The organism is Mesorhizobium sp. WSM4822 (genome assembly GCF_055811155.1).
This window is the reverse complement of record NZ_JBVVQM010000002.1, coordinates 584,490-607,704: the sequence shown is the minus strand read 5'-3', so window position 1 is coordinate 607,704 and position 23,215 is coordinate 584,490. Positions and strand designations below refer to the sequence as shown.

The window sequence follows — 23,215 nt, the reverse complement described above, 5'->3', positions numbered from 1 at the left end:
GGCGTTCCCAGCCTTTTTTCGCAAACTGGTTCGACCAATTGGGCCTGAGGCGAGGTCTACAGCAAATTCTCCAGATCGGCAAGAAGCGCTGGGGTGCAACTTTCTCTGTGGATTATTTCATTGATTATATTGAGATATATAGGCCTGCAACAGGTGATTTTGGGGTCTTGATGGCGCATTGCGCGGCTTGACCAAATTTCCACATTTGGTAATACCAGAATGGCGGTGCGTGCAAGCACCCGTTGAGAAAAGACCAAAGTAGCTGGCCCTGCTTCCAATCGGCGCTATGCTCGGTCGAGAGAGAAATGAGGGAGGATGCGATGCCGACGACAATGAAGGGCCCTGGGCTGTTTCTGGCGCAGTTCGCGGGCGACGCCGCGCCGTTCAACTCACTGGCGTCGATCACCAAATGGGCGGCCGGTCTCGGCTACAAGGGCGTGCAGATCCCGACCTGGGACGCGCGGCTGTTCGACCTCAAGAAGGCGGCTTCTTCCAAGGCCTATTGCGATGAGGTGAAGGGCATCTGCGCTGACGCCGGCGTTGAGATCACCGAACTGTCGACGCATCTGCAGGGGCAGTTGGTCGCGGTTCATCCAGCCTATGACGCGCAGATGGATGGCTTTGCGCCGCCGTCGGTGCACAACAATCCCGCAGCCCGGCAGGAGTGGGCTGTCGAGCAGATGAAGTTCGGCGCTAAAGCATCGCGCAATCTGGGCCTGAATGCTTCAGTGTCGTTTACCGGCTCGCTGGCTTTCCCTTACCTCTATCCGTTCCCGCAGCGACCGGCTGGACTCATTGAGGAAGCGTTTGGCGAGCTCGGCAAACGCTGGAAGCCGATCCTCGACGTCTACGAGGACAACGGCGTCGATGTCGGCTATGAGATTCACCCCTCTGAAGACGTGTTCGACGGCGCCACCTTCGAGATGTTCCTCGACGCGGTCGGGGGCCACAAGCGCTGCAACATCAATTACGATCCGTCGCACTTCCTGCTGCAGCAGCTCGACTATCTAGAATTCATCGACATCTATCACGAGCGCATCAAGGCGTTTCACGTCAAGGACGCCGAGTTCAACCCGACCGGCCGGCAAGGCGTCTATTCCGGCTACCAGAGCTGGACCAACCGCGCCGGGCGCTTCCGTTCGCTGGGCGATGGACAGGTGGATTTCGGCGGCATCTTTTCCAAGCTGACGCAGTACAATTATGATTCCTGGGCGGTACTGGAGTGGGAGTGCTGCCTGAAGCATCCGGAGGATGGTGCGGCCGAAGGCGCGCCTTTCATCGAGCACCACATCATCCGGGTGACCGAAAAGGCATTCGACGACTTCGCCGCCGGCACCACCGACAAGAAGTTGCTGCGCGCCATGATGGGAATCTGACGCGGTTTCCCCTTCCCCTTGAGGGAAGGGTGGCCCGAAGGGCCGGGAGGGGTCGGTTCATGCCGATCTCTGCCTCAACGACCCCACCCGATCCGCTGCGCGGATCGACCTCCCCTCAAGGGGGTGAGCAACAGCGAGGAGCAAGACATGGTCGGCGCATCGAAGTCGGAAACGGGAGGCGGCCCGATCCGCTACGGCATGGTCGGCGGCGGGCAAGGCGCCTTCATCGGCGCGGTGCACCGGATCGCGGCGCGGCTGGACAACGACTTCGTGCTGGTTGCCGGTGCTTTGTCAGCCGACCCGGCCCGTGCCAAGGCCTCGGCCGCCGAACTGGGGCTCGACCCCGCACGCAGCTATGCATCCTATGCCGAGATGGCCAAGGCCGAGGCGAAGCGCCCCGACGGCATCGAGGCGGTGGCCATCGTCACGCCCAACAATGTCCATGTGCCGGCGGCAAAAGCTTTCCTCGAGGCCGGCATCCACGTCATCTGCGACAAGCCGCTGGCGACGACGCTGGCCGAGGCGAAAAAGCTTGCGGCGATAGTCGAGAAGACCGGCAAGGTGTTCGTGCTGACGCACAACTACACCGCCTATCCGATGATCCGGCAAGCACGCGAAATGGTCGCCAAGGGCGTGCTCGGCGACATCCGCATCGTGCAGTCCGAATATCCGCAGGACTGGCTGACCGAGGATTTGGCCGCGACAGGCCAGAAGCAGGCGGCGTGGCGCTCCGACCCCAAGCAGGCAGGCGCCGGCGGCGCGCTGGGCGATATCGGCACGCATGCCTACAACCTCGCCCGCTTCGTCTCGGGGCTGGAACTGGACTCCCTGTCGGCCGATCTCGACGCCTTCGTGCCGGGCCGGCTTCTCGATGACAACGTCAACGTCATGCTGCGCTTCAAGCCTATCGGCAAGACGCATCCGGCCAAGGGCATGATCTGGGCAAGCCAGGTGGCGCCCGGCCACGAGAACGGGCTGAAGCTGCGCATCTATGGCTCCAAGGGTGGGCTGGAATGGGTGCAGGCCGACCCGAACTATCTCTGGTACACGCCGTTCGGCCAGCCGAAGCAATTGATCACCCGCAACGGCGCCGGCGCGCTGCCGGTGGCGGGCCGTGTCAGCCGCGTGCCGTCGGGCCATCCGGAGGGCTATCTCGAAGGTTTCGCCAACATCTACCAGGAGGCCGCGCGGGCGATCCGGGCAGCGCGCCGCAAGGGTGGCAAGCCGCCCAAGGATGTCGTCTTCCCGACCATCCAGGACGGCGTAGAAGGCATGGCCTTCATCGAGGCCTGCGTGAAGTCGTCGAAGAAGAATGGGGCGTGGACGAAGCTCTGAAATAGAGGCGGTCCGGGGGATTCAAGGGGAGGGGCGTCGATGAAAATCGGCATGTGCATGTTCTTATGGACGACGGCCGTGTCGAAGAAACACGAGCCGCTGTTGCGCGACATCAAGGCAACGGGCTTCGATGGCGTCGAGATACCGATCTTCGCCGGCGCGCCGGACGACTACAAAAAACTCGGCGATCTGCTCGACTGCATCGGACTGGAGCGAACGGCTGTTTCGGCCATGGGCGATCCGGCGATGAATTTGATTTCGGCCGACGCGGCGACGCGCAAGGCCGGTGTCGACTACATGAAATGGGCGATCGACTGCGCGCAGGCACTTGGCGCCGACACGCTGAGCGGCCCGCTGCATTCGACGCTCGGCGCCTTTTCCGGCTCAGGGCCGACGGCTGCCGAGAAGAAGCGCTCGGTCGCCTCGCAACGCGCGATCGGCGACCATGCCGGCAACAAGGGCGTCACCATCGGCCTCGAGGCGCTCAATCGCTTCGAATGCTATCTCCTCAACACGATGGCGGATCTGTCGGAGCATATCGACACCATCGACCGGCCGCACATCAAGGCGATGTACGATACCTTCCACGCCAATATCGAGGAAGCCGACCCGATCGGCGCCTACACGAAACACCGCAGGAATGTCGTGCATATCCATATTTCGGAGAATGATCGCGGCGTGCCGGGGCGCGGCAACATTCCCTGGACCGAAACGTTTTCCGCCATCCGCAAGAGCGGCTATGACGACTGGCTGACGATCGAGGCGTTCGGCCGCTCGCTGAAGGACTTGGCGGCGGCAACGAAGGTGTGGCGCGATTTTTCCGAGACGCCGGAAGCGGTCTATCGGGAGGGGTATAGGCATATCAAGAGCGGGTGGAAGAAGGCCGGCGCCTGAGACGCGAGCCGAAGGTCGGCGAAGCAAAACCCGTACCACCTTTGCTTCGTCGACCTTCGATTCAGGATCGTGGTCTAAGCCGCCGGCAGCAGGCGGGCGGAGGCGCCCCGCGCGCGCTCGTCGTTGCCGTTTCCGACGGTCCCCATCAGTTTGCGGCGGAGATGGTTGGAGATATTGTCGAAGACAAAAACGACAATCAGGATCAACAGCACCATGTAGAAAACATTGGCCCAGTTGGTGCCGGTGCGCATGGCTTCCCATAATTTCAGACCGATGCCGCCGGCACCGACGGCGCCGATGATTGTCGCCGAGCGGGTGTTCGATTCCCAGAAATAGAGGGATTGGCTAAGGAACACTGGCAGAACCTGAGGCAGCACGCCGTAGCGTTGCACCATTGTTGGTGTGGCGCCCACCGAGCGGATGCCTTCGCGCTGCTTGTCGTCGATGTTTTCCAGCGCCTCGGAATAGAGCTTGCCCAGGGTTCCGGTATCGGTGAAGAAGATCGCCGACATGCCGGCCAGCGGCCCCGGACCAAAGCCGCGGGTGAAGAACAGCGCCCAGATCAGCATGTCGACAGACCGCAGGAAGTCGAAGAAGCGTTTTGTCGCCTGGTTGGTCAACCAGTTCGGCGTGATGTTGCGCGCAGCCAGGAAGGCGAGCGGAAAGGCGACGACCGAGGCCAACACTGTGCCGACAAAAGCCATGACGATGGTTTGCAGAAGCTTCAGCCACACGTCGCCGTGTTGCCACTCGGCATTGTAGAGGATGTTGTCCCAGGCAAGCGCTGCGTTTGACCTCGACGGATCGATGCGTTCTCCGGAGACGATCAATGAAGCGACCTCGCCAAACGATTTTCCCCAGAATGGCGAATTCGTGTCAAACACAAAATTCGCCCAACCAAAAAACCGCCTCCAGGCGATCACCTCGTCATTTTGCACTTCAGCGCGGCCCAAAAATCCGAACGAGACATAGGCTGTCGAACCTGGCTTGCGTTGCTCTATCCAGTCAGGCAGCGGTGTGCGCGGCGTGACAGACCTGTCCTTGGCAATGTCGAAGACGACGCTTTCGGCGCCGCGCGTCACCGTGACAAGATTTGGCGCAATGGCAATCTGGCCGCTGCCAAGGACGACGGTCGCCGCCACCACGGCCTTTTCGCGCACCGTTTTGGGCGCGGCCGGAACTGGTTTGTCTGGCGAGGGGGCCGGATTCTCGGCCGTTGGCGCGCCAGCCGCCATGAACGAACCCTGCGACGACTTGTCGGTCGCGGTCGCCGGTGCCGGTGCGGCGTCGACCCGCCGCTCGACTTCGGCAATCTGCTTGATAACCCAGTCGGGATTTGGATTGGATCCAAGTTTGGAGAAACGAGAGTAGTCGATGGTCAGATAGCCGTCCTTGAATTCGATGTCCGGGCGGATTTCGTAAGACACCCAGTCGGCGAGATAAGCGCCGGCCAGGTTCCAGTTCGCCTTTCCGAGAACGATGCCGATCGAGAAGAACCACGAGCAGTAAAAGGTGTAGAGGATGCATAGAAGGATGCCGAACGGGGCGGCATAGCGCTTCCATAAAGGCCGCTGAAACGCATCGGGATAGCGAGCGGCGATGTCGTTGATGGCGTCGGCGTTCATTGCGTTACTCTCCGCGCCCGTATGCGAACGCCTGCCTGCCGACGAGACGTTGTCTCAGCCATGCCGAAAACTGGTCAACGGCGACAATCGTGCAGAACAGCAGAAACACGATGGCTATGGTCTTGGCCTCATGGCCCCGGCTGATCGAAAGACGCAGGGATTCGCCGATGCCGCCGGCGCCGACGGCACCGAGAATGGTCGAAGCGCGCACATTGATCTCGAAGCGGAGCAGGAAATAGCTCATGAAGTTGGGCAGAACCTGAGGCACCATGCCGAACCACACCCGTTCGACCCAGTTGGCGCCAACGGCCCGCAAGCCTTCGTCAGGCTTCATGTCGGCGTTCTCGACCACTTCGTAGAACATTTTTCCGAGCGCGCCGACGGTGTGGATGCTGACCGCGAGGATCGCTGGAATGGGCCCAAGCGAGAAGATCGCCAGAAAAAAGCCGGCAATGACGATTTCCGGAAAGGCGCGGACAATTTCGAGGAAGCGGCGCGTGGTGAAGCGGAGCCAGCGGCTGGCCGTCACGTTGCTTGCAGCCAGGAAGCAGAGCAGGAAACCGAAGGTGGAGCCGACCAGGGTCGAAAACAGCGCAATGTTCAGGGTCTCGATCATCCGGTAGAAATACTCCGGAATGTAGATGCCTTGGGTCAGGTAGACCCGGCCTTCGGGATAGTCGAATTTGAGGCTGCCATCGTCATAGGGCGACGGCAGGTCGAACAGCGCGCGCACCGGGTCGAACCAGTCGCGCGGCTTCAATTCGACGAAAAAGTCGGCGATGTGGGGAAGGCGGTCGAAAAACTTTCCGGCGTTGGTCTCATTGGCGAACCAGAGCGAGCCCGAGAGCGCAAGCAACAGGAAAACCAGGCCTCCGATCGTGTAGAGGCGCCGGCGAGCGGCGAGGTCGCGCCAGTGCCGCTCGGCCAACGCTCCTTCCGTGGAGAGCGCAGGCGCGCGGTAAATTTCGGTCGCACTCATCGATAGTTCCCCAGCCCGTGACGCGGCAACGCCGCCGGCGGCACTTTGGCCCCGGCGGCGTCGTGCCTTTTGGCTTACGAGCCGATCTTCGCCTTACGAGCGTCGATGATCGCCTGATAGAATTCCGGGGTGACCGGCGAATAGCTCTTGAAGTCGCCGCCTTGCACCGCCGCGAAACAGGCCGGGTCGGTCTGCGGAAGCTTGGTCAGGAAATCGGTGATCTTCTGCTTGGTGTCGGCGTCGAGCGAGGTGCGTATGACCAGCGGGCCGTTCGGGATCAAGGGGGACTGCCACAACTCCACGAGGTCGTCCATCTTGAGGACACCCTTGTCGACCATCTTGCGCAGATTGCCGGAGCTGTAGCCATCCTTGAAGTCGCCGACGCCGGAGGCCCAGGTGGTGCCGGCATCGAAGGTGCCCTTCAGAACTTCAAGGACAAGCTGTTCATGGCCGCCGCCGAAACCGGTCGACGCGAAATAGCTCTTCACATCCATGCCGATGTCTTTGGGCAGCGAGGTGACCGGGACCAGGTAGCCGGAAGTCGAATCGGGATCGGCGAAACCGAGTTTCTTGCCCTTCATGTCAGCGAGTGTCTTGATGCCGGAATCCGCACGGGCGACCATAACCGAATGGTAGCCGGTCGAACCGTCGGTCTGGACCGTCGTCAGGATCGGCTGAACCGCGTCCTTGTTCTCGAGGTAGACCTTGGCGTAGGCGGAAGCGCCGAGTTCGGCATAGTCGAGCGTGCCGCCGAGCAGACCCTGGATGACGCCGTCGTAGTCGGCGGCCGGGAACAGCGAAACTTTCTCGACGCCGAGAACTTGCTTGATGTGGTCGGCGAAGCACTGGTAGTTGCGCAGACGGTCGGCTTCGTTCTCGCCGCCCAGAATGCCGACGCGGAATTCCTTCAGATCCTGTGCCTGGACCGAGCCCATCGCCATGGCCATGATGGAAACGGCACCGAAAAGTATCTTTCTAAACATCTCGTCTCTCTCCTGTTGGTCCCGGCATCGCGCCGGCTGCGTTGGGATATGATGCCCTTGACGCGGGCTGGCGATCCAGGTCGCTCAGTAACCAGGAAAGGCTGGCTCAAGCGGTCCGGCGGATGCGGCGATTTTTTGCTTGATGATGACACTGGTCGAGGTGATGGCCTCGGAGATTTCGCCGCCGCTGCTGTCGGCGCCGTAGACCATGCGCACGGCCTCGCGGTTGAGCTCTTCCGGCGGGCCGTCGAAGACGACCTTGCCGGCAGCCATGCCGATGATACGGTTGCAATAGGTGCGGGCCGTGTCCAGCGTGTGCAGGTTGGTGATCACGGTGATGCCTTCGCGCAAATTGATATCCTGCAGCGAATCCATAACCACCTTGGCGTTGAGCGGATCGAGTGACGCGATCGGCTCGTCGGCGAGGATCACCTTCGGCTGCTGCATCAACGCGCGGGCAATGGCGACGCGCTGCTGCTGGCCACCCGACAAGGTGCCTGCGGCCTGCAGCGCGGTGCGGGCGATATCGAGACGCTCCAGCGCTGCTATCGCCTCGGCTCGTTCCTCGCGGGAGAAGATGCCGAGCAGGTTCGACATGGTGGAGCGGTGGTTCAGCCGGCCGAGAAGCACATTGGTCAGCACGTCGAGGCGCGGCACCAGGTTGAACTGCTGGAAGATCATGGCGCAATCGCGCTGCCAGCGCCGTAGTGGCGAACCGCGCAGCTGGGAGACCTCGGCGCCGTCAAAAAAAATCGACCCCTGGCTGGGATCGATGAGACGGTTGATCATGCGAAGAAGGGTCGATTTGCCGGCGCCCGAACGGCCGATGACGCCAACCATCTGACCCTGCGGGATCGCGATGTTGATGTCGCTGACGGCGGTGTTCTTGCCAAATCGTCGGGTGACACCGCGGATTTCGAGCGTGGCGGAATTTGCTGGCATGGGGGCAGGTTCCAGGTCCGGACCATTGATCGTCAGGCTCTCGCCTAGCGCAGCCACATGAACCTGCCGTGTCGCGGTGATGTCAGTTTTGTTACGCTCCACAGGTGTGGAGTTTACGGTCGGCCCAGGACCAGCAGTTTCCTCGAAGCGCTCCAGGTCCCTGACGCTGCAGAAGGCGGGCGGCTTGATTTCGACTACGGGAGCCTGCTGCTCGAAAAGTGCCAGGCAATCATTGAACAGGTCCCGCCATGCCGCGGTACGATCGCAAAGGGAAGCTGCGGGTTTTCACATAATCAAGAATGAAATAAGCATTCAGGCTCATGGGGGCAGGAGGCTTACCAATTGGCACGCTGGCGTCAGTGGTTGAGATTGTATGTTGCAGGAGTGATCGCTGTAACAAGCTTTGCAATGGGTCTGCTTTTGATACTCGTATATCGGGTTGGTAGCCTAAATCATCCGGTATCTGGATACCTTTACAATTATAAAAATGGGCGCGATACGGCAATTGTTTTGATGGTTCTAATATTCTTTATCGCGTTAGTTACGATCCGTTTTGCCAATAAGGCTGATGTGAAAGCCAAATCGCTTATAAATATTGGATATGATGTGAAATTTGTGGAATTTATTAGGCTAAATCAGACGGTCGCCGCTGTTCTTATGACGTTAACCTTCCTTTCTGTTATTTTGGACGTTTGCCTAAGCGGCTGACCTGTTCGGGCTGTCAACCTCCGTGCTTCTCCAAAAACTGATTGGCCGACAGTTCGCGAAAATCATCAAGGGCAGCCCGCAACCTTGCATGGTCCCAGTCCCACCAGGCGAGCGCCTGGTAGCGTTCGGCCGTGCGGCGATCGAAGCGCTCGCGGATCGGCTTTGCCGGCACGCCGCCGACAATGGTATAGGGCGCGACATCTTTCGAGACCACCGCACCCGCGCCGACCGCGGCGCCATCGCCGACGGTGACGCCGGGCAGGATGGTCGAGCCGTGACCGAGCCAGGTGTCGTGGCCGATGGTGACGCGTTTAGCGCGGCGTTGGGCGAAGAATTCTGTCTCGTGCTCGGCATCGTCCCAGTAGTCCGAGGCGCGATAGGTGAAGTGATGCAGCGTCGGCCGCCAGGTCGGGTGGTTGGTGGCGTTGATGCGAACGCTGGCCGCGATGTTGGCGAACTTGCCGATGGTCGCGCACCAGACGGAGCAGTCCTGCATCATGTAGGAATAGTCGCCAAGTTCGCTTTCCGAGACCCGGCTGCGGTCGGCGATCTCCGTCCAGCGGCCGAGCGTCGAATTCTGTACATCCGCCGTCGGGTGGACCAGCGGCGTCTCGGACAATTTCCTGCTCATGCGGCGATTTTTCCGGACGCGAACGCGGTGACGTCGATGATGCGGTCGGCAACCGCCTCGCGCACATCGTGGTCATGGAAGATGCCGAGCAGGGCGACATCAGCCGCCTTCTTGGCGGCGATGAGTTCGATCACGACATCGCGGTTCCTGGCGTCGAGCGACGCGGTCGGCTCGTCAAGCAGCAGGATCGGATGCTCGGTGATGAAGCCGCGCGCGATGTTGACGCGCTGCTGCTCGCCGCCGGAGAAGGTCGCAGGCGGCAAAGCCCAGAGTTTCTCCGGCAGGTTGAGCTGCGCCAGCAAGGCGCGGGCCTTGTCTCTTGCCGCTTCGCGGTCCTCGCCACGCTCGACCAGCGGTTCGGCGACGACGTCGAGCGCCGAGACGCGCGGCACGGTGCGCAGGAACTGGCTGACATAGCCGATCGTTTGCCGGCGCACCGCAAGCACGGTGCGAGGGCTGGCGGTGGCCAGGTCGATCAGCCCGTCATCATGCGTGACGATGATCTGGCCTTCGTCGACGGCGTAGTTGCCGTAGAGCATCTTCAGGATCGAGCTCTTGCCGGCACCGGACGGGCCGCCGAGCACGGTGCATTCGCCGGCCCTTATCGAGAACGAGACACCGGCGACAACAGGCAGTTTGATGCCGTCACGCAGATGCATGGTGAAGCTCTTGGCAACGCCGGAAACAACGAGCGGGGTTGCCATCAGAAGGTTCTCCAATCGTCAGTCGTTTGCGTCATCGTCAAACCTGCAGAATCGAGGAAACAAGCAATTGCGTGTAAGGCGCGCGCGGGTCGTCGAGCACGCGGTCGGTGAGACCGCTTTCGACGACGCGGCCGTCCTTCATCACCATCATGCGCTGCGACAAAAGCCGCGCCACGGCAAGGTCATGGGTGACGACGATGGCCGCCAAACCAAGATCGGTGACCAGACCGCGCAGCAGGTCGAGCAGGCGCGCCTGGACCGAGACGTCGAGGCCGCCGGTTGGCTCGTCCATGAACACCAGACGCGGGCCGGTGACGAGGTTGCGGGCAATCTGCAGGCGCTGGCGCATGCCGCCGGAAAAGGCGCGGGGCTCGTCGTCGATGCGGTCCTCGTCGATCTCGACGCGCGATAGCCAGTCGACGGCGGTGGCGCGGATCTTGCCGTAGTGGCGGTCGCCGACCGCCATCAGCCGCTCGCCGACATTTGCGCCGGCCGACACCGTCATGCGCAGGCCGTCGGCCGGGTTCTGGTGGACAAACCCCCAGTCGGTGCGCATCAGGAAGCGGCGCTCGGCCTCACTCATGCGGTAGAGCTCGCGGAACTGGCCGTCGCGCATGCGGTAGCTGGCGCTGCCGGAGGAGGGCAGCAGCCGCGTCGACAGGCAGTTGAGCAATGTCGTCTTGCCGGAGCCGGACTCGCCGACCACAGCCAGGACTTCGCCCGGCCACAGGTCGAAGGAGACGTTGTCGCAGCCGACGCGCGAGCCGTAGAATTTGGAAAGCGCCGAGACGCGCAGCAGCGGTTCGTCGGTCATTGCGCCGGCTCCATTTTTTCCGAGGCAAGATGGTTTTCCGGGGCAAGGTGGCCGTGATGGCCGTCCGCCCGCCGCTTCTCGCAATGATCCGTGTCGGAGCAGACGAACATGTGGCCTCCATGGTCGTCGAGGATGACCTCGTCGAGATAGACATTCTCGGCCGCGCACAGCGCGCAGGGCTGGTCGAAGGTCTGCACCTCGAACGGATGATCCTCGAAGTCGAGGCTGACCACTTCGGTGAAGGGCGGCACCGCATAGATGCGCTTTTCGCGGCCGGCGCCGAACAGCTGCAGCGCCGGTGAGCGATGCATCTTGGGATTGTCGAATTTCGGCGTCGGCGACGGGTCCATCACATAGCGGCCCTCGACCTTGACCGGATAAGCATAGGTGGTGGCGATGCGGCCGTGCTTGGCGATGTCCTCGTAAAGTTTCACATGCATGAGGCCGTATTCTTCCAGCGCATGCATTTTGCGCGTTTCGGTCTCACGCGGTTCGAGGAAACGCAGGGGCTCCGGGATCGGCACCTGATAGACCAGCACCTGGCCCGCCGTCAGCGGATGTTCGGGGATGCGGTGGCGGGTCTGGATGATGGTGGCGCTGGCGGTGTCGGTCGTCACCGCGACGTTGGCGACCTTCTTGAAGAAGGCACGGATCGAGACCGCGTTGGTGGTGTCGTCGGCGCCCTGGTCGATCACCTTGAGCACATCGTCTGGGCCGATGATCGAAGCGGTGACCTGGACGCCGCCAGTGCCCCAGCCATAGGGCATCGGCATTTCGCGCGAGGCGAACGGCACCTGATATCCCGGGATGGCGATGCCCTTGAGGATCGCGCGGCGGATCATCCTTTTGGTCTGTTCGTCGAGATAGGCGAAGTTGTAGGTGGCGATGTCGGTCATGATGCGACCTCAAATCCCTTGGCGTAGCGCGCCAGCCGCTCATTGAGCGTGCCGGTGTGCAGTTCGAACATGTGGTTGTCGTCGTCGTAGAAATAGATCGAGCGGCCCTCGCCCTCGACGCGCGGGCGCGGCGGGCGCATGTCGAGGCCGAGCTTGCCGATGCACTCGGCATAGTGGTCGAAATCGGCGTCATCGATCTTGAAGGCGATGTGGTTGTAGCTGCGCTCCGGCAAGGGCTCGCCCTGCATGATGGCGACCCAGATGTCGCCGATCAGGAAGAATTTTTCGCGCGACACCGAGAACTGCTCGGCATCGCTGGCATAGATTTCGCGTGCGTCGAATACGCCCTCGAGGATCTTGGTCATCCGCTCGAGATCGCGGACGATGAAGGTCATGTGGGAAAGCCCTTCGATCATTCCGCGGCCTCCCGCTTCTCTTCGACCTTCACGGGGTTTTGGTGGGCGTCGTGTTCGGCGCGCATGCGGCGCACGAGGTCGAGTTCGGCCTGGAAATCGACATAGTGCGGCAGCTTCAGATGCTCGACGAAGCCGGTCGCCTGGACATTGTCGGAGTGTGAGATGACGAACTCCTCGTCCTGGGCCGCGGCGACGACATCCTCGCCGAGCTCCTTCGCGCGCAGCGCCCGGTCGCAGAGCGCCATCGCCATCGCCTTGCGCTCGCTCTGGCCGAAGACGAGGCCATAGCCGCGGGTGAACTGCGGCGGCGCCTTGGCTGAGCCTTTGAACTGGTTGACCATCTGGCATTCGGTGACACGGACAGTGCCGAGCGGGACAGCGAAGGGCAGTTCGGGAACGTCGAGCTCGAGCTCGACCTCGCCGATGCGGATCTCGCCGACAAAGGGATGGTTGCGGGCATAGCCGCGCTGGGTGGAATAGCCGAGCGCCAGCAAAAACCCCTCATCGCCGCGCGACAGCGCCTGCAGCCGGATGTCGCGCGCCATTGGGAATTCCAGCGGCTCGCGGGTGATGTCGCCGGGGACATGGTCCTGCGGCATGTCGCCATCCGGTTCGATCAAGCCTTCGCGGGCGAGGATGGCCGAAACGCGCGGCATGGCTTGCGCTTCCGTCTCGCGCAGCAAGGGCTCGGCGACCTCGGCCCCCGCGGCAAGCTCGGGATCGAGCAGTCTGTGCGTGTAGTCGAAGGTGGGCCCGAGCAATTGGCCGCCGGGCAGATCCTTGTAGGTCGCCGACACACGTCGCTCGACCAGCATGGTGGCGGTGTCGATCGGCTTGGAGTAGCCGAAGCGTGGCAGCGTGGTGCGATAGGCGCGCACCAGGAAGATCGCCTCGATCATGTCGCCGCGCGCCTGGACGATGGCTAGGGCGGCCAGCTCCCGATCGTAGAGCGAGCCTTCGCTCATCACCCGGTCGACGCCGAGCGCCAGCTGCTCGACGATCTGGTCGAGGCGAAGCGCCGGCACCGAACGGTCGCCGCGGCGTCGGTCGGCAAGCAGGCTGTGGGCGTTGGCGATTGCGGCTTCGCCACCTTTTACCGCGACATACATCTTACGCCTCCATCGTCTTGATGCGCGTCGTGCGCGGCAGGCAGGCAATGCCGCCTGATGTGACGAGGATGATGTCGACGCCACGCGGAAAACGCTTGATGTTCTGTTTCCACTGCTCGACGAAATGGCGCGGCATCTGTGCCGGCGCGATCGTGGCGCTGGTTTCGATGCCGGGACCTTCGAGCAACAGCGGCGTGCCGGAGACGAGATCGCCGACTTGCAGGATCAACGTGGTCGAACGGTCGGGATAGTCCTGCGTGCCCTGCGAAAAACCATCAAGCGACATCATCTCGGCCGGGGCCGCGATGAAGGCGAAATGCGCATCGGCCGGTGTGTTGGCCACGGGCGCGCCAGTGTGGAACCCAAGCCAGGATCTGATCGCGGCGGAAGCTTGCAGGGCCTGGTCGAGCCAGAGCGGGGTGTCGTTATCGCACAGCGCCAGTGCGATGGCGCCGGCGGTCGCCGAGAGCGGCGCCGGCGGGCGGGCGAAGGCCGGCAGCGGCTGCACGCTGCCCGGCCGAGCCATTGCGTCCATGACGGCGCGGAACACGGTCTGGGCGTCGAAGACCGGATCGGCGAAACCGCCCTCGATCGATTGCGCTGCAATGTCCATCAGTCTTCTCCGCGAACCATGGTGAAGAAATCCACCTTCGTTGCCGCCGTCTCGGCGCGGCGTTTTTCATGCGCTGCGGTCAGAGCCGACCGCAGGGGCGCTATCAGCCCGGTCTCGACCTCATTGCGGCGGGCAGGGTCCTGCCACAGCGCGTCGGCGATGGCCGCCAGCTTCGCCTTCTGCTTGTCGCGGCCAAGCGCATAGCAATGGCCGACCTGACCGGAGGGCAGCCGGACGGTGGCGCGGGTAACGGTCGCCTCGCCGACATTGAAAGGGGCGCCGCCGCCGCCGATGCGGCCGCGCAGGGTGACAAGGCCGGTTTCGGGGCCGCGCAGCAACTCGGCGTCCGAAGGCAGTCCGGCCTCATTCCAGAGCCGTACGATGTCATCGCCGCTGGATTGCGTAAGGGTTGCCATGGCGGCTTTGCGCTCGGCCTGGTCGCGGGCTTCCTGTCCTCGCATCAGAAGCATTCCTCTTTGTCAATTTGTCTATTGATGTAGACAACTATACAAATTATATCTATTATCTAACGCGTGTCCATGACGGGTGGATGACAGCGATAGAAGACTGGGCGCTGGAAGGTTGGGGCAATGATGGTCGGGCGGCTGTTAGCGGACAGCATCGAGCGGCGCAGTGGCGTTTCGCTGTGGCGGCAGATCGCCGACAAGATCCTGCATGCGATCGCCATCGGCGATTTCACGGAGAATGCAGCGCTGCCGCCGGAGGTGGCGCTGGCAGAACGCTATGGCGTCAACCGTCACACGGTGCGCAACGCCATATCAGCCCTTGTAAGGGAAGGCGTGCTGCGGGCCGAGCAGGGGCGCGGCACCTTCGTACTGTCGCGCAAGCGGCTGTCCTATCCGATCGGGGCGCGCACACGTTTTTCGACAGGGCTGCAAGGGCAGACGACGGAACGGCACATCGTCCTGCTCGCCTCGTCGGTCGAGCCGGCCAGCCAGCGCGTCGCCGAGGGACTGGGTCTTCCCAAGGGAGCCGATGTGATCCGGTTGGAAACGCGCGGCGAAGCCGACGGACGGCCGGTGTCGCGCGCTGCCGGCTGGTTCGAGGCCCGGCGCTTTGCCGGCATCGATGCCGCGATGGCGGAAACAGGCTCGATCACCGCATCGCTGGCGCGGTTCGGCATAGACGACTATCTCAGGCAATCGACCGTGCTGTCGGCGCGCCATGCCGATGCGGCGGACCTTGCCGACCTCGACCTGCAGCCGGGCGCCATCGTGCTGGTCACGGTTGCCGTCAACGTCACGCCGGACGGCCAGCCGATCCAGTTTTCCGAGTCGCGCTTTCCGGCCGAACGGGTGGAGCTGAAGCTGTCGGCGCTGTAGGGAGTGCCCGGCCCAGCTCGGCCGCATTCACTTGCCAGCGGCGGCGCATTTGAGGACCGGCTTCGCCGTTTGCCATGTTATGATCCGACCTCGATCACAGCCTTGATCAGGCCGGATTTCTCATGTGCCCAACGAGCCAGATCGCGCGGCGTGCCGGCGAGTGTGGTGCGGTGTGTAACGAGCTTGGCCAGGGGAACGGCGCCGTTGCGGATCGAGGCGGCGACGTGATCGAAGTCGGCGCGCAAGGCGTTGCGGCTGCCGATCAGCGTCATCTCGCGCTTGTGGAATTCCGGATCGGAAAAGCTGATGTCGTCCTTGACAACAGAGACCAGTACCAAGGTGCCGCCATGCGCGACATGGGCAAAGGCCGACTGCACCGACTGGGTGTTGCCGGTGGCGTCGAAGACCACATCGAAGCCTTCGCCTGATGTTGCTTGCCTGACCAGATCGGGCACCGCGCCGCGCGAGCCGTCGAGGGTCTGGAAACCAAGCTCATTTGCGGCGAAGGCGAGCCTTTCACTGCTCATGTCGAGCAGCGTCACGTCGAGTTCGGCGATGCGGGCGAAGATGGCGGTGCCGAGCCCGATCGGGCCGGCGCCGATGACCAGCGTGCGGGCGCCGGGGTCGGCGCGGGCGCGCCGCACGGCATGCGCGCCGATGGCCAGGAACTCGACTGCGGCGGCGTCAGCCAGCGACAGGCCGTTGGCCGGATAGAGATTTTGCGCCGGCACCAGGATCCGTTCGCACATGGCGCCGTCGCGATGCACGCCCAGCACCTCGATCCTGACGCAGCAATTCGGCTTGTCGTGCCGGCAGGCGATGCACTTGCCGCAGGAAAGATAGGGGTTGATCACCACGGGCTCACCAACGGCAAGATCGACGCCGTCGCCGGTCTCGACGATCGTTCCCGACACCTCATGGCCCATGATGCGGGGATAGGCGAGGAACGGGTGCTTGCCCTCGAAAATGTGGTAGTCGGTGCCGCAGATGCCGACATGGCTGACCGCCACCAGCGCCCAGCCGGGAGGCGGTGCCTCTGGTGCGGGCCGGTCTTCAAGGACAAGATCGCCGGGCGAACGGCAGAGGACGGCTTTCATGCGCTAATCCAGTCATGAAATCGCCGGCCCGTTGGTGTGGCGGGCCGGCGGTTGATTGCGGGATCGCTACTTGCCGCGGCGGCGCAGGCCGTCGAAGTAGACGATGATGATGATCAGCGCGCCGGTGATGATGCGCTGCCAGAACGAATTGACGTTGAGCAGGTTGGCGCCGTTGTTGATGGTGGCCAGGATGAAGGCGCCGAGCAGCGGCCCATGTACCGAGCCGACGGCGCCGAACAGCGAGGTGCCGCCAATGACGGAAGACGCGATCGCCTGCAGCTCCCAGCCCTCGGCCTGCGTCGGGTTGCCGATGCCGATGCGGGCGGCCAGCAGCACGCCGACAAAGGCGGCGCACAGGCCCGACAGCGTGTAGGCCATGTAGATGGTTCGCTGGACATTGACGCCGGACAGACGCGAAGCCTCGGCGTTGGAGCCGACCGAAAACAGGTATCGGCCCCAGCGGCTGTGGTGGAGGAAGATATAGGCTGGAATGCCGACCAGGATCACCATCCAGAACAGGTTGGGGATGCCGATGAAGGAATTGCGAGAGAAGGCGGTGAAGGTGTCGCTGTTGATGTTGATCGAATTGCCGTTGGTCATCAAAAGGCCGATGCCGCGCAGCGAGGTCAGCGTTGCCAGCGTGATGATGAAGGGTGGCAGGCCCATCTTGACGATGCCGAAGCCGTGGAACATGCCGATGGCGACGCCGACCAGCAGCGTCACCAGAATGGCGAGCCAGATGGGGAAGCCGGCATTGATCATCATGGCCACGACCACCGTGGCGAAACCGACCACGGCGCCGACCGACAGGTCGATGCCGCCGGTGATGATGACGAAGGTCTGGCCGACCGCCATGATGGCGATCATCGAGCCCTGGCGCAAGAGATTGGCCATGTTGTTGGCGGAGGCGAAGCTCGTCGTCGCCACGGAGAGAAGAATCCAGAGCAGAACCAGCAGCGCCAAAAGCGTCAGCCCAAACAGGACGTTGTAGTTGCGCTTCGGTTTTTCGACGGCGATCGCCTCGGTGCTCATATCTGTCCTCCCAGCTTTTCTTGTTTCTCGGCGAGCGCCTGAGTGAGAATATCCTCGTGGCTGGCGGCGTGAAAACCGTGCGTCGCCACCAGTTTGCCGCGCCGGAACACATGCAGCGTGTCGGCGAGTTCATAGACTTCCGGCAGATAGGACGAGATCAGGATGATGCCGGCTCCCTTTGACAAAAGTGCGCTGAACAGGCGGTAGATCTCGGCCTTGGTGCCGACATCGACGCCGACCGTCGGTTCGTCGAAGATGAACAGCTTGGCGCCGTGCGCCAGCCATTTGCCGATGACGATCTTCTGCTGGTTGCCGCCCGACAGGCTGGATGCCAGCGCGCCGCGCGTCGGTGTCTTGATGCGCAGATCGGCGATCTGGCGATCGGCTTGCGTCTTCTCCTGCGTGCTCGAAATCAGCAGATTGTTCGAGATACGCTTGTAGATCGGCAGGTTGAGGTTGAAGCCGACCGGCAGGTTGAGGCAGAGGCCCTGGTCGCGACGGCTTTCCGGCGCCAGCGCCATGCCGAGCTTGATCGCGTCATGCTCGGAATTGACCTGCACCTCCTTGCCTTCCCAGAGGATCTGGCCGGCGGATTTGCGGTGGCGGCCGTAAAGCGTGGTGACGAACTCGCTGCGTCCGGCGCCGATCAGGCCATAGAGTCCGACGATCTCGCCGGCGCGGACCGTCATCGAGACATTTTCGAAGCCCTTGCCGGACAGGTTCCTCGCCTCGATGAGGGCGGCGCCCGGCGTGAAATGCTCCTTGTGGTAGACCTGCTCGATCGAGCGGTTGATCATCATCTTGACCAGTTCGGCATCGTTGGTCTCGGCGATGTTGCGGGTGCCGACCAGCGTGCCGTCGCGCAGCACGGAAACACGGTCGGCGAGCTCGAACACTTCCTCCATGCGGTGGCTGATGTAGATGATCGTCACGCCTTCGCCCTTCAGCCGGCGGATCAAGGTGAAGAGCTGGTCGGCCTCTTTGCGGGTGAGGTAGGCGGTCGGCTCGTCGAAGATCAGGAATTTGGTGCCGCGCACGGTGGCGCGGGCGGCGGCTATCAACTGCTGCTGGCCGATGGTCAGGTCGCCGAGCGTGACATGCGCCGGCAGGTCGAAGCCGAGGTCGTCGATGATCGTCTGCGCCTGCCTGACCATGGCGCGCTGCTGCAGGATGCCGAAGCGTGAATTCTCCTCGCCGAGGAACATGTTGGCGGCGACCGTCAGGTGACGGCATAGCACGACTTCCTGGTGCACGGCATTGATGCCGAGCGCCATCGCCTCGTGCGGCGTCGCCAGGGCGGCCGGCTGGCCCTCCCAGGCGATCTCTCCGGAGGTGCGCGGCATGACGCCGGTCAGAAGCTTGATGAGCGTGGATTTGCCGGCGCCGTTCTCGCCGACGATGGCGTGGATCTCACCGGACTTGAAGGCGAGGTCGACCGGCTTCAGCGCGTGGGTGCCGGGATAGCGCTTCTCCAGCCCGCGCAATTCGAGGATGGTCCGCCCCGGTTCCAGCACAGGGGCCGGATGCAGTTCCTGCGCCGTCGATGTCATGACAATCCTCCCAGATTGGCCTCACGATTGGCACGCGGCGAGACAAGGATATGTCTCGAAAACAGCCTAGCCTACGCTTATGGATTGCCAAGCCGTTTGTGCGGCAGCTTGTCTCCGGGGCGAGGTGCCCCGGAGACCATTGCGGATGCGACGGCTCAGAGCTTCGGATTGAGCAGCGCGTCGATCTTGGGGTCTTTCATGTTGTCCTTGGTCACCAGATTGGCGCCGGTGTCGACATTGGCTTCGACCTTCTCGCCCTTGGAAGCGGCGAGTGCGGTCTTGATGCCGTCATAGCCCATCCGGTACGGATCCTGGACGACGAGGGCGGAAATGACGCCGTCGTTGAGGAACTTGATCAGCTTCTCGTCGCTGTCGAAACCGACCAGCGCCAGCTTGCCGCCAAGGCTGTTTTCCGCGACAGCCTGACCGACGCCCTGCGCCATGATCAGGTTGGAAGCGAAGATGCCCTTGAGGTTCGGGTTGGCGGTGATCAGGTCGGTGGCGATGTTGAGGCCGGTGGTGGCCTGGCCGTCGGCATATTTATCGGCGACCAGCTTGAGGCCCGGATATTTGGCGGCCAGCTGTTCGGTGAAGCCCTGCTTGCGCTGTTCGAGCGAGCCGGCGCCCGGCGCGTTGGTGATCAGGGCGACGTCGCCCTCGATCTTGCCGCCGTTGGCGGCGCCGATGGCGGCTGCGAGGCCGTCGGCAGCGACGCGGCCGCCCTGGACGTTGTCGGTGGTCAGGAACGAGGTGAAGGCCTTGGAGTCGGCGCCGGAGTCGATGCCGATGACCTTGACCTTGGCAGCGGCTTCATCGATCGGCTTGCCAAGCGCCTTGAACTCGGTCGGCGCAATGACGATGGCCGCCGGGTTGCTGGCAACGGCGTTCTCGAGGATCGAGACCTGGCCGTTGACGTCGGTTTCAGCCTGGGCACCGAGTTCCGGCACGTTGACGCCGAGATCCTTGCCGGCCTTGCGGGCGCCGGCCAGAACGATCTGCCAGTAGAACGACGTGGTGTCCTTGACGATGATCGGAATGGTGACGTCCGCCGCCGAAACCGGCGCCGAATGCATGACGCCGGCGAGCATCGAAGCTGCTGCCAGCGCCATGACGGCGCGGCGGTTGAGAATGCTGGTCACGAATTTCATGAGGTTTCCTCCCTAAGTCGCCCGGTGAACGATACGGAAGCTCCGTCCGGATAGGCGTGGTCCAAAACAGAACTTTATCAATAAAAAACAATTGCCATGTTTTGATAATGCATCGAACAGATCGATGCAAGCGCTGTTTGATCAGTCCTTGCGAGGCCTGGCAGAGGCAAATCCACCGCGCTGCTCCCCATTGGCGCCGTCACACTTCCGTTCCGTTCCGGGAACGTATGGAATATTAATTCCATCATTTCGTCAATATAGAATGTCCATTCCTTCGTGTGACCGCAAGAATATGGAGTTCACGCCAGCTCCTGCACCAGCGTGTGGGGACGATATCTGGCGTATTCCGTCTCCGGCACGTCGATGTCGAGCAGTTGGAGGTTGCGCGTCAGGTTCGCCAGCTTGGCGGTGCCGGTCAGCACGGTGGCGACGGCAGGTTCATGCAAGGGGAATTGGAACGCTGCGGCGGCGAGCGGATAGCCACCCTCGGCGGCGATCCTTTCCATTGCGCCGACGCGGTCGAGCACGTCATGGCTGGCAGGGCGGTAGTCGAAATGTGCGCCTTGCACCGGCCCGGTCGCCAGGATACCGGAGTTGAACACGCCGCCAATGACCAAGGAGGTCTGCCGCGCCCGGCATAGGGGCAGCAACTCCGCTTCGGCGCTGCGGTCGAGCAAGGAATAGCGGCTGGCGAGTAGGATGCAGTCGAGCGGCGCCTCGCGCATCACGTCCAGACAGATCTGCACTTCGTTGACGCCAAGCCCATAGGCGGAAATGACGCCGGACCGTTTCAGCTCTTCAAGTGCCTTGAGGCCGCCGTCCATCAGGTCGCGAAAGTGCAGCTTGGTCTTCTCGACACCATGGGTGTAGGCGCCGATGTCGTGGACAAACAGGATGTCTATCCTGTTTAGGCCAAGCCGCGCATAGCTGAACTCGACCGACCGCATGATGCCGTCATAGGAATAGTCGTAGTCGAGCGCGAAGGGCAGCGGATCGACATAGGAGTGATCGGGAACCTGATCGTCCGGCACCGGGCGGAACAGCCGGCCGACCTTGGTCGACAGCACATAGGAATCGCGCGGCTTGTAGCGCAGGAAGTCGCCGAAGCGGCGCTCCGACAGGCCGAAACCGTAGAAGGGTGCGGTGTCGAAATAGCGCAGGCCGGCATCCCAGGCGCCCTGCAGCGTCTCCATCGCCGCTTCGCGCGAACAGGCGCGGTAAAGGCCGCCAAGTGCGGCGCCGCCGAAGCTGACCTCGGTGACTTCCAGCGCTGTCTGGCCGATGCGGCGTCTTTCCATGCACAACCCCCCCGTTGCCCGCCGCTGACCGGCGCGCAGTCTACTTTATATCAGTAAAATCTAAAGTGTTGCGCCCAGATGCCAGGGCACGAACTCGTTGTCGCCGTAGCCGAAGTCCTCGCTCTTGGTCTTGCGGCCGGAAGCCGTCTCGACGATCAGTTCGAAGATCTCGCGACCCATGCCGGCGATGGTCTTTTCACCCGAAGCGATGACGCCGCAATTGACGTCCATGTCCTCTTCCATCTGGTGGTACATGGTGGAGTTGGTGGCGACCTTGATCGACGGCGTCGGGCGGCAGCCGAAGCATGAGCCGCGGCCGGTGGTGAAGACGATGACGTTGGCGCCGCCCGCCACCTGGCCGGTCGCCGAAACCGGGTCGTAGCCGGGCGTGTCCATGAACACGAGGCCGCTGCCAGTGACTTTTTCGGCGTAGCCGAAGACGCCGTTGAGGGGCGTCTGACCGCCCTTGGCGACCGCGCCGAGCGACTTCTCCAGGATGGTGGTGAGACCGCCGCGCTTGTTGCCGGGCGAGGGGTTGTTGTCGATCGAGGCGCCATGCTTGGCGACGTGGTCCTCCCACCATTTCACGAAACCGTCGAGCTTCTGCGCGATCTCCGGCGTTGCCGCGCGATAGGCAAGCAGATGCTCGGCGCCGTAGATCTCCGTGGTCTCGGAGAGGATGCCGATGCCGCCGACGCCAGCCAGGATATCGACAGCCGCGCCCAGCGCCGGATTGGCCGTGATGCCCGACATGCCGTCCGAGCCGCCGCATTGCAGGCCGACGACGATCTCGCTGACCGGGATCGGCTCACGCTTCAGCTGGCCGACTTCCTCGGCGATCTCGGCCAGCACGCCCATCGCTTTTTCGACCGATTTGCGCGATCCGCCGGCGTCCTGGATGTTGAAATGGCGTTTGCCCGCAGCGACGCCCTTCTGGCCGTATAGGGTGAGCTGGTTGACTTCGCAGCCGAGGCCGACCATCAGCACGCCGCCGAAATTCGGGTGGCGGGCGTAGCCGGCGAGTGTACGGTGCAGCACCATCATGCCGTCGCCGGTGCCGCTCATACCGCAGCCCTGGCCGTGCACGATCGGCACGAAACCGTCGATGCCGGGATAGTTAGGCAAAAGCGTGCGGTTGGCGGTGTCGGCGATGGAATGGCAGACGGTGGCCGAGCAATTGACGCTGGCGACGATGCCGATGAAGTTGCGCGTGCCGGCGCGGCCATCGGCGCGGCGATAGCCCATGAAGGTGCGGGCGCGGTCGGCCTCCGTCGCGTGCTCGGCCTCGCTCGGGGGCACGACCGGCAAGCGGCCGGATTCGAAAACCAGATTGTGCGAATGCACGTGCTCGCCCGCTGCAATATTCTGTGTCGCTCGACCGATCGCCTGGGCGTATTTCACCACGGCCTCGCCGGCGGCGATCGGCTTGATCGCCACCTTGTGGCCGGGCTCGATCAGCGCACTGGCGACGGCACCGCCCGGCAGCGCGGTGCCAATCTCGATGCGGCCGTTGGCGACGGCGACATTGTCGGCGGGGGACAGAAGAATGCAGTTGGAGGCGTTCACGGGCGGTTTCCTGGGTGATCCTGGGTTGCGCGGACGGATTGACACGCGTCTGTTTAGAGATATTGTCTTTTATCGTGAAAAAACAGTTTTGCGTCAATTGTTTTTTCACTGGGGAGTTCCGCATGTCCTTGGTTGTTCCGGGAAGCAATTTCGCTT

General features: G+C 62.8%; 23 protein-coding genes. 5 read left to right on the top strand and 18 right to left on the bottom strand.

What is annotated here, in order from left to right; translation table 11 throughout:
• Positions 1-320 precede the first annotated feature (320 nt).
• The 3 genes from AC0L3E_RS07775 to AC0L3E_RS07765 all read left to right on the top strand — a co-directional run bounded on the left by AC0L3E_RS07775 (position 321) and on the right by AC0L3E_RS07765 (position 3,605).
• Positions 321-1,376, top strand: a complete 1,056-nt coding sequence (locus AC0L3E_RS07775) for a sugar phosphate isomerase/epimerase family protein (RefSeq protein WP_128289244.1) — start codon at positions 321-323, stop codon at positions 1,374-1,376.
• A 147-nt stretch (positions 1,377-1,523) separates the two neighbouring features.
• Positions 1,524-2,711, top strand: a complete 1,188-nt coding sequence (locus AC0L3E_RS07770) for a Gfo/Idh/MocA family protein (RefSeq protein WP_127269535.1) — start codon at positions 1,524-1,526, stop codon at positions 2,709-2,711.
• Between the two features lie 39 nt (positions 2,712-2,750).
• Entirely contained in the window at positions 2,751-3,605 is an 855-nt protein-coding gene (locus tag AC0L3E_RS07765; protein ID WP_128307398.1) for a sugar phosphate isomerase/epimerase family protein, read from the top strand.
• 74 nt (positions 3,606-3,679) lie between these two features.
• Here AC0L3E_RS07765 and phnE (AC0L3E_RS07760) read toward each other — a convergent pair whose 3' ends face one another.
• The 4 genes from phnE (AC0L3E_RS07760) to phnC all read right to left on the bottom strand — a co-directional run bounded on the left by phnE (AC0L3E_RS07760) (position 3,680) and on the right by phnC (position 8,134).
• Positions 3,680-5,230, bottom strand: a complete 1,551-nt coding sequence (phnE, locus tag AC0L3E_RS07760; protein ID WP_128307399.1) for a phosphonate ABC transporter, permease protein PhnE — start codon at positions 5,228-5,230, stop codon at positions 3,680-3,682.
• A 4-nt stretch (positions 5,231-5,234) separates the two neighbouring features.
• On the bottom strand, positions 5,235-6,209 hold the full coding sequence (gene phnE, locus AC0L3E_RS07755; protein WP_127271835.1) for a phosphonate ABC transporter, permease protein PhnE: 975 nt from the start codon (positions 6,207-6,209) through the stop codon (positions 5,235-5,237).
• 74 nt (positions 6,210-6,283) lie between these two features.
• Complete coding sequence (phnD, locus tag AC0L3E_RS07750; protein WP_127321054.1) at positions 6,284-7,192, bottom strand: phosphonate ABC transporter substrate-binding protein; 909 nt, start codon at positions 7,190-7,192, stop codon at positions 6,284-6,286.
• Between the two features lie 84 nt (positions 7,193-7,276).
• Entirely contained in the window at positions 7,277-8,134 is an 858-nt protein-coding gene (gene phnC, locus AC0L3E_RS07745; protein WP_127267986.1) for a phosphonate ABC transporter ATP-binding protein, read from the bottom strand.
• Positions 8,135-8,476: 342 nt separating this feature from the next.
• Between phnC and AC0L3E_RS07740 the strand changes: the two genes are divergently transcribed.
• Entirely contained in the window at positions 8,477-8,842 is a 366-nt protein-coding gene (locus AC0L3E_RS07740) for a hypothetical protein (protein ID WP_128307400.1), read from the top strand.
• A 13-nt stretch (positions 8,843-8,855) separates the two neighbouring features.
• On the opposite strand, the gene AC0L3E_RS07735 is transcribed toward AC0L3E_RS07740, so the two are convergent.
• Genes AC0L3E_RS07735 through phnG form a run of 8 tightly spaced genes read right to left on the bottom strand, consistent with a single transcriptional unit; the run spans position 8,856 to position 14,486 of the window.
• Complete coding sequence (locus tag AC0L3E_RS07735; protein WP_128307401.1) at positions 8,856-9,473, bottom strand: DapH/DapD/GlmU-related protein; 618 nt, start codon at positions 9,471-9,473, stop codon at positions 8,856-8,858.
• Positions 9,470-10,177 carry a phosphonate C-P lyase system protein PhnL gene (gene phnL, locus AC0L3E_RS07730; RefSeq protein ID WP_128307402.1) on the bottom strand — a complete coding sequence of 236 codons (708 nt, stop codon included), beginning with the start codon at positions 10,175-10,177 and terminating at the stop codon, positions 9,470-9,472. The genes AC0L3E_RS07735 and phnL overlap by 4 nt, the downstream gene beginning before the upstream one ends.
• Positions 10,178-10,214: 37 nt before the next feature.
• On the bottom strand, positions 10,215-10,991 hold the full coding sequence (phnK, locus tag AC0L3E_RS07725) for a phosphonate C-P lyase system protein PhnK (RefSeq protein ID WP_127267988.1): 777 nt from the start codon (positions 10,989-10,991) through the stop codon (positions 10,215-10,217).
• Positions 10,988-11,887, bottom strand: coding sequence for an alpha-D-ribose 1-methylphosphonate 5-phosphate C-P-lyase PhnJ (locus tag AC0L3E_RS07720; RefSeq protein WP_127321058.1), 900 nt, complete (start codon positions 11,885-11,887; stop codon positions 10,988-10,990). Before AC0L3E_RS07720 ends, phnK begins: the two co-directional genes overlap by 4 nt.
• On the bottom strand, positions 11,884-12,303 hold the full coding sequence (gene fosX, locus AC0L3E_RS07715) for a FosX/FosE/FosI family fosfomycin resistance hydrolase (RefSeq protein WP_128307403.1): 420 nt from the start codon (positions 12,301-12,303) through the stop codon (positions 11,884-11,886). The genes AC0L3E_RS07720 and fosX overlap by 4 nt, the downstream gene beginning before the upstream one ends.
• Complete coding sequence (locus tag AC0L3E_RS07710; RefSeq protein ID WP_128307404.1) at positions 12,300-13,412, bottom strand: carbon-phosphorus lyase complex subunit; 1,113 nt, start codon at positions 13,410-13,412, stop codon at positions 12,300-12,302. Before AC0L3E_RS07710 ends, fosX begins: the two co-directional genes overlap by 4 nt.
• 1 nt (position 13,413) lies before the next feature.
• On the bottom strand, positions 13,414-14,025 hold the full coding sequence (phnH, locus tag AC0L3E_RS07705; RefSeq protein ID WP_127267992.1) for a phosphonate C-P lyase system protein PhnH: 612 nt from the start codon (positions 14,023-14,025) through the stop codon (positions 13,414-13,416).
• A complete protein-coding gene (gene phnG, locus AC0L3E_RS07700; RefSeq protein WP_127328214.1) occupies positions 14,025-14,486 on the bottom strand; it encodes a phosphonate C-P lyase system protein PhnG in 462 nt (153 codons plus the stop codon). The genes phnH and phnG overlap by 1 nt, the downstream gene beginning before the upstream one ends.
• 132 nt (positions 14,487-14,618) lie before the next feature.
• On the opposite strand from phnG, the gene phnF reads away from it, so the two are divergent.
• Entirely contained in the window at positions 14,619-15,368 is a 750-nt protein-coding gene (gene phnF, locus AC0L3E_RS07695) for a phosphonate metabolism transcriptional regulator PhnF (RefSeq protein ID WP_164755509.1), read from the top strand.
• A 77-nt stretch (positions 15,369-15,445) separates the two neighbouring features.
• Here phnF and AC0L3E_RS07690 read toward each other — a convergent pair whose 3' ends face one another.
• From AC0L3E_RS07690 to AC0L3E_RS07665, 6 genes are all read right to left on the bottom strand, one after another.
• Positions 15,446-16,465, bottom strand: coding sequence for a zinc-binding alcohol dehydrogenase family protein (locus AC0L3E_RS07690; RefSeq protein ID WP_292455330.1), 1,020 nt, complete (start codon positions 16,463-16,465; stop codon positions 15,446-15,448).
• 66 nt (positions 16,466-16,531) lie between these two features.
• Positions 16,532-17,497 carry an ABC transporter permease gene (locus tag AC0L3E_RS07685; RefSeq protein ID WP_023812479.1) on the bottom strand — a complete coding sequence of 322 codons (966 nt, stop codon included), beginning with the start codon at positions 17,495-17,497 and terminating at the stop codon, positions 16,532-16,534.
• Entirely contained in the window at positions 17,494-19,047 is a 1,554-nt protein-coding gene (locus AC0L3E_RS07680) for a sugar ABC transporter ATP-binding protein (RefSeq protein WP_127328220.1), read from the bottom strand. The genes AC0L3E_RS07685 and AC0L3E_RS07680 overlap by 4 nt, the downstream gene beginning before the upstream one ends.
• A 155-nt stretch (positions 19,048-19,202) precedes the next feature.
• Positions 19,203-20,195, bottom strand: coding sequence for an ABC transporter substrate-binding protein (locus tag AC0L3E_RS07675; RefSeq protein WP_127272465.1), 993 nt, complete (start codon positions 20,193-20,195; stop codon positions 19,203-19,205).
• 299 nt (positions 20,196-20,494) lie between these two features.
• On the bottom strand, positions 20,495-21,493 hold the full coding sequence (locus AC0L3E_RS07670) for an aldo/keto reductase (protein ID WP_473604557.1): 999 nt from the start codon (positions 21,491-21,493) through the stop codon (positions 20,495-20,497).
• Between the two features lie 60 nt (positions 21,494-21,553).
• Positions 21,554-23,059 (bottom strand): UxaA family hydrolase, encoded by a 1,506-nt coding sequence (locus AC0L3E_RS07665; protein ID WP_473604556.1) that lies wholly within the window; start codon positions 23,057-23,059, stop codon positions 21,554-21,556.
• Positions 23,060-23,215 lie beyond the last annotated feature (156 nt).

Coding starts and splice junctions, on each gene's coding strand:
- AC0L3E_RS07690 (WP_292455330.1), bottom strand. CDS start 16,465: ATGAAAGCCGTCCTCTGCCGTTCGCCCGGCGATCTTGTCCTTGAAGAC.
- phnH (WP_127267992.1), bottom strand. CDS start 14,025: ATGGACATTGCAGCGCAATCGATCGAGGGCGGTTTCGCCGATCCGGTC.
- phnK (WP_127267988.1), bottom strand. CDS start 10,991: ATGACCGACGAACCGCTGCTGCGCGTCTCGGCGCTTTCCAAATTCTAC.
- AC0L3E_RS07770 (WP_127269535.1), top strand. CDS start 1,524: ATGGTCGGCGCATCGAAGTCGGAAACGGGAGGCGGCCCGATCCGCTAC.
- phnC (WP_127267986.1), bottom strand. CDS start 8,134: ATGCCAGCAAATTCCGCCACGCTCGAAATCCGCGGTGTCACCCGACGA.
- AC0L3E_RS07720 (WP_127321058.1), bottom strand. CDS start 11,887: ATGACCGACATCGCCACCTACAACTTCGCCTATCTCGACGAACAGACC.
- AC0L3E_RS07775 (WP_128289244.1), top strand. CDS start 321: ATGCCGACGACAATGAAGGGCCCTGGGCTGTTTCTGGCGCAGTTCGCG.
- phnE (WP_127271835.1), bottom strand. CDS start 6,209: ATGAGTGCGACCGAAATTTACCGCGCGCCTGCGCTCTCCACGGAAGGA.
- AC0L3E_RS07765 (WP_128307398.1), top strand. CDS start 2,751: ATGAAAATCGGCATGTGCATGTTCTTATGGACGACGGCCGTGTCGAAG.
- AC0L3E_RS07670 (WP_473604557.1), bottom strand. CDS start 21,493: ATGGAAAGACGCCGCATCGGCCAGACAGCGCTGGAAGTCACCGAGGTC.
- phnD (WP_127321054.1), bottom strand. CDS start 7,192: ATGTTTAGAAAGATACTTTTCGGTGCCGTTTCCATCATGGCCATGGCG.
- phnL (WP_128307402.1), bottom strand. CDS start 10,177: ATGGCAACCCCGCTCGTTGTTTCCGGCGTTGCCAAGAGCTTCACCATG.
- AC0L3E_RS07735 (WP_128307401.1), bottom strand. CDS start 9,473: ATGAGCAGGAAATTGTCCGAGACGCCGCTGGTCCACCCGACGGCGGAT.
- phnE (WP_128307399.1), bottom strand. CDS start 5,230: ATGAACGCCGACGCCATCAACGACATCGCCGCTCGCTATCCCGATGCG.
- AC0L3E_RS07675 (WP_127272465.1), bottom strand. CDS start 20,195: ATGAAATTCGTGACCAGCATTCTCAACCGCCGCGCCGTCATGGCGCTG.
- phnG (WP_127328214.1), bottom strand. CDS start 14,486: ATGCGAGGACAGGAAGCCCGCGACCAGGCCGAGCGCAAAGCCGCCATG.
- phnF (WP_164755509.1), top strand. CDS start 14,619: ATGGTCGGGCGGCTGTTAGCGGACAGCATCGAGCGGCGCAGTGGCGTT.
- AC0L3E_RS07685 (WP_023812479.1), bottom strand. CDS start 17,497: ATGAGCACCGAGGCGATCGCCGTCGAAAAACCGAAGCGCAACTACAAC.
- fosX (WP_128307403.1), bottom strand. CDS start 12,303: ATGATCGAAGGGCTTTCCCACATGACCTTCATCGTCCGCGATCTCGAG.
- AC0L3E_RS07710 (WP_128307404.1), bottom strand. CDS start 13,412: ATGTATGTCGCGGTAAAAGGTGGCGAAGCCGCAATCGCCAACGCCCAC.
- AC0L3E_RS07680 (WP_127328220.1), bottom strand. CDS start 19,047: ATGACATCGACGGCGCAGGAACTGCATCCGGCCCCTGTGCTGGAACCG.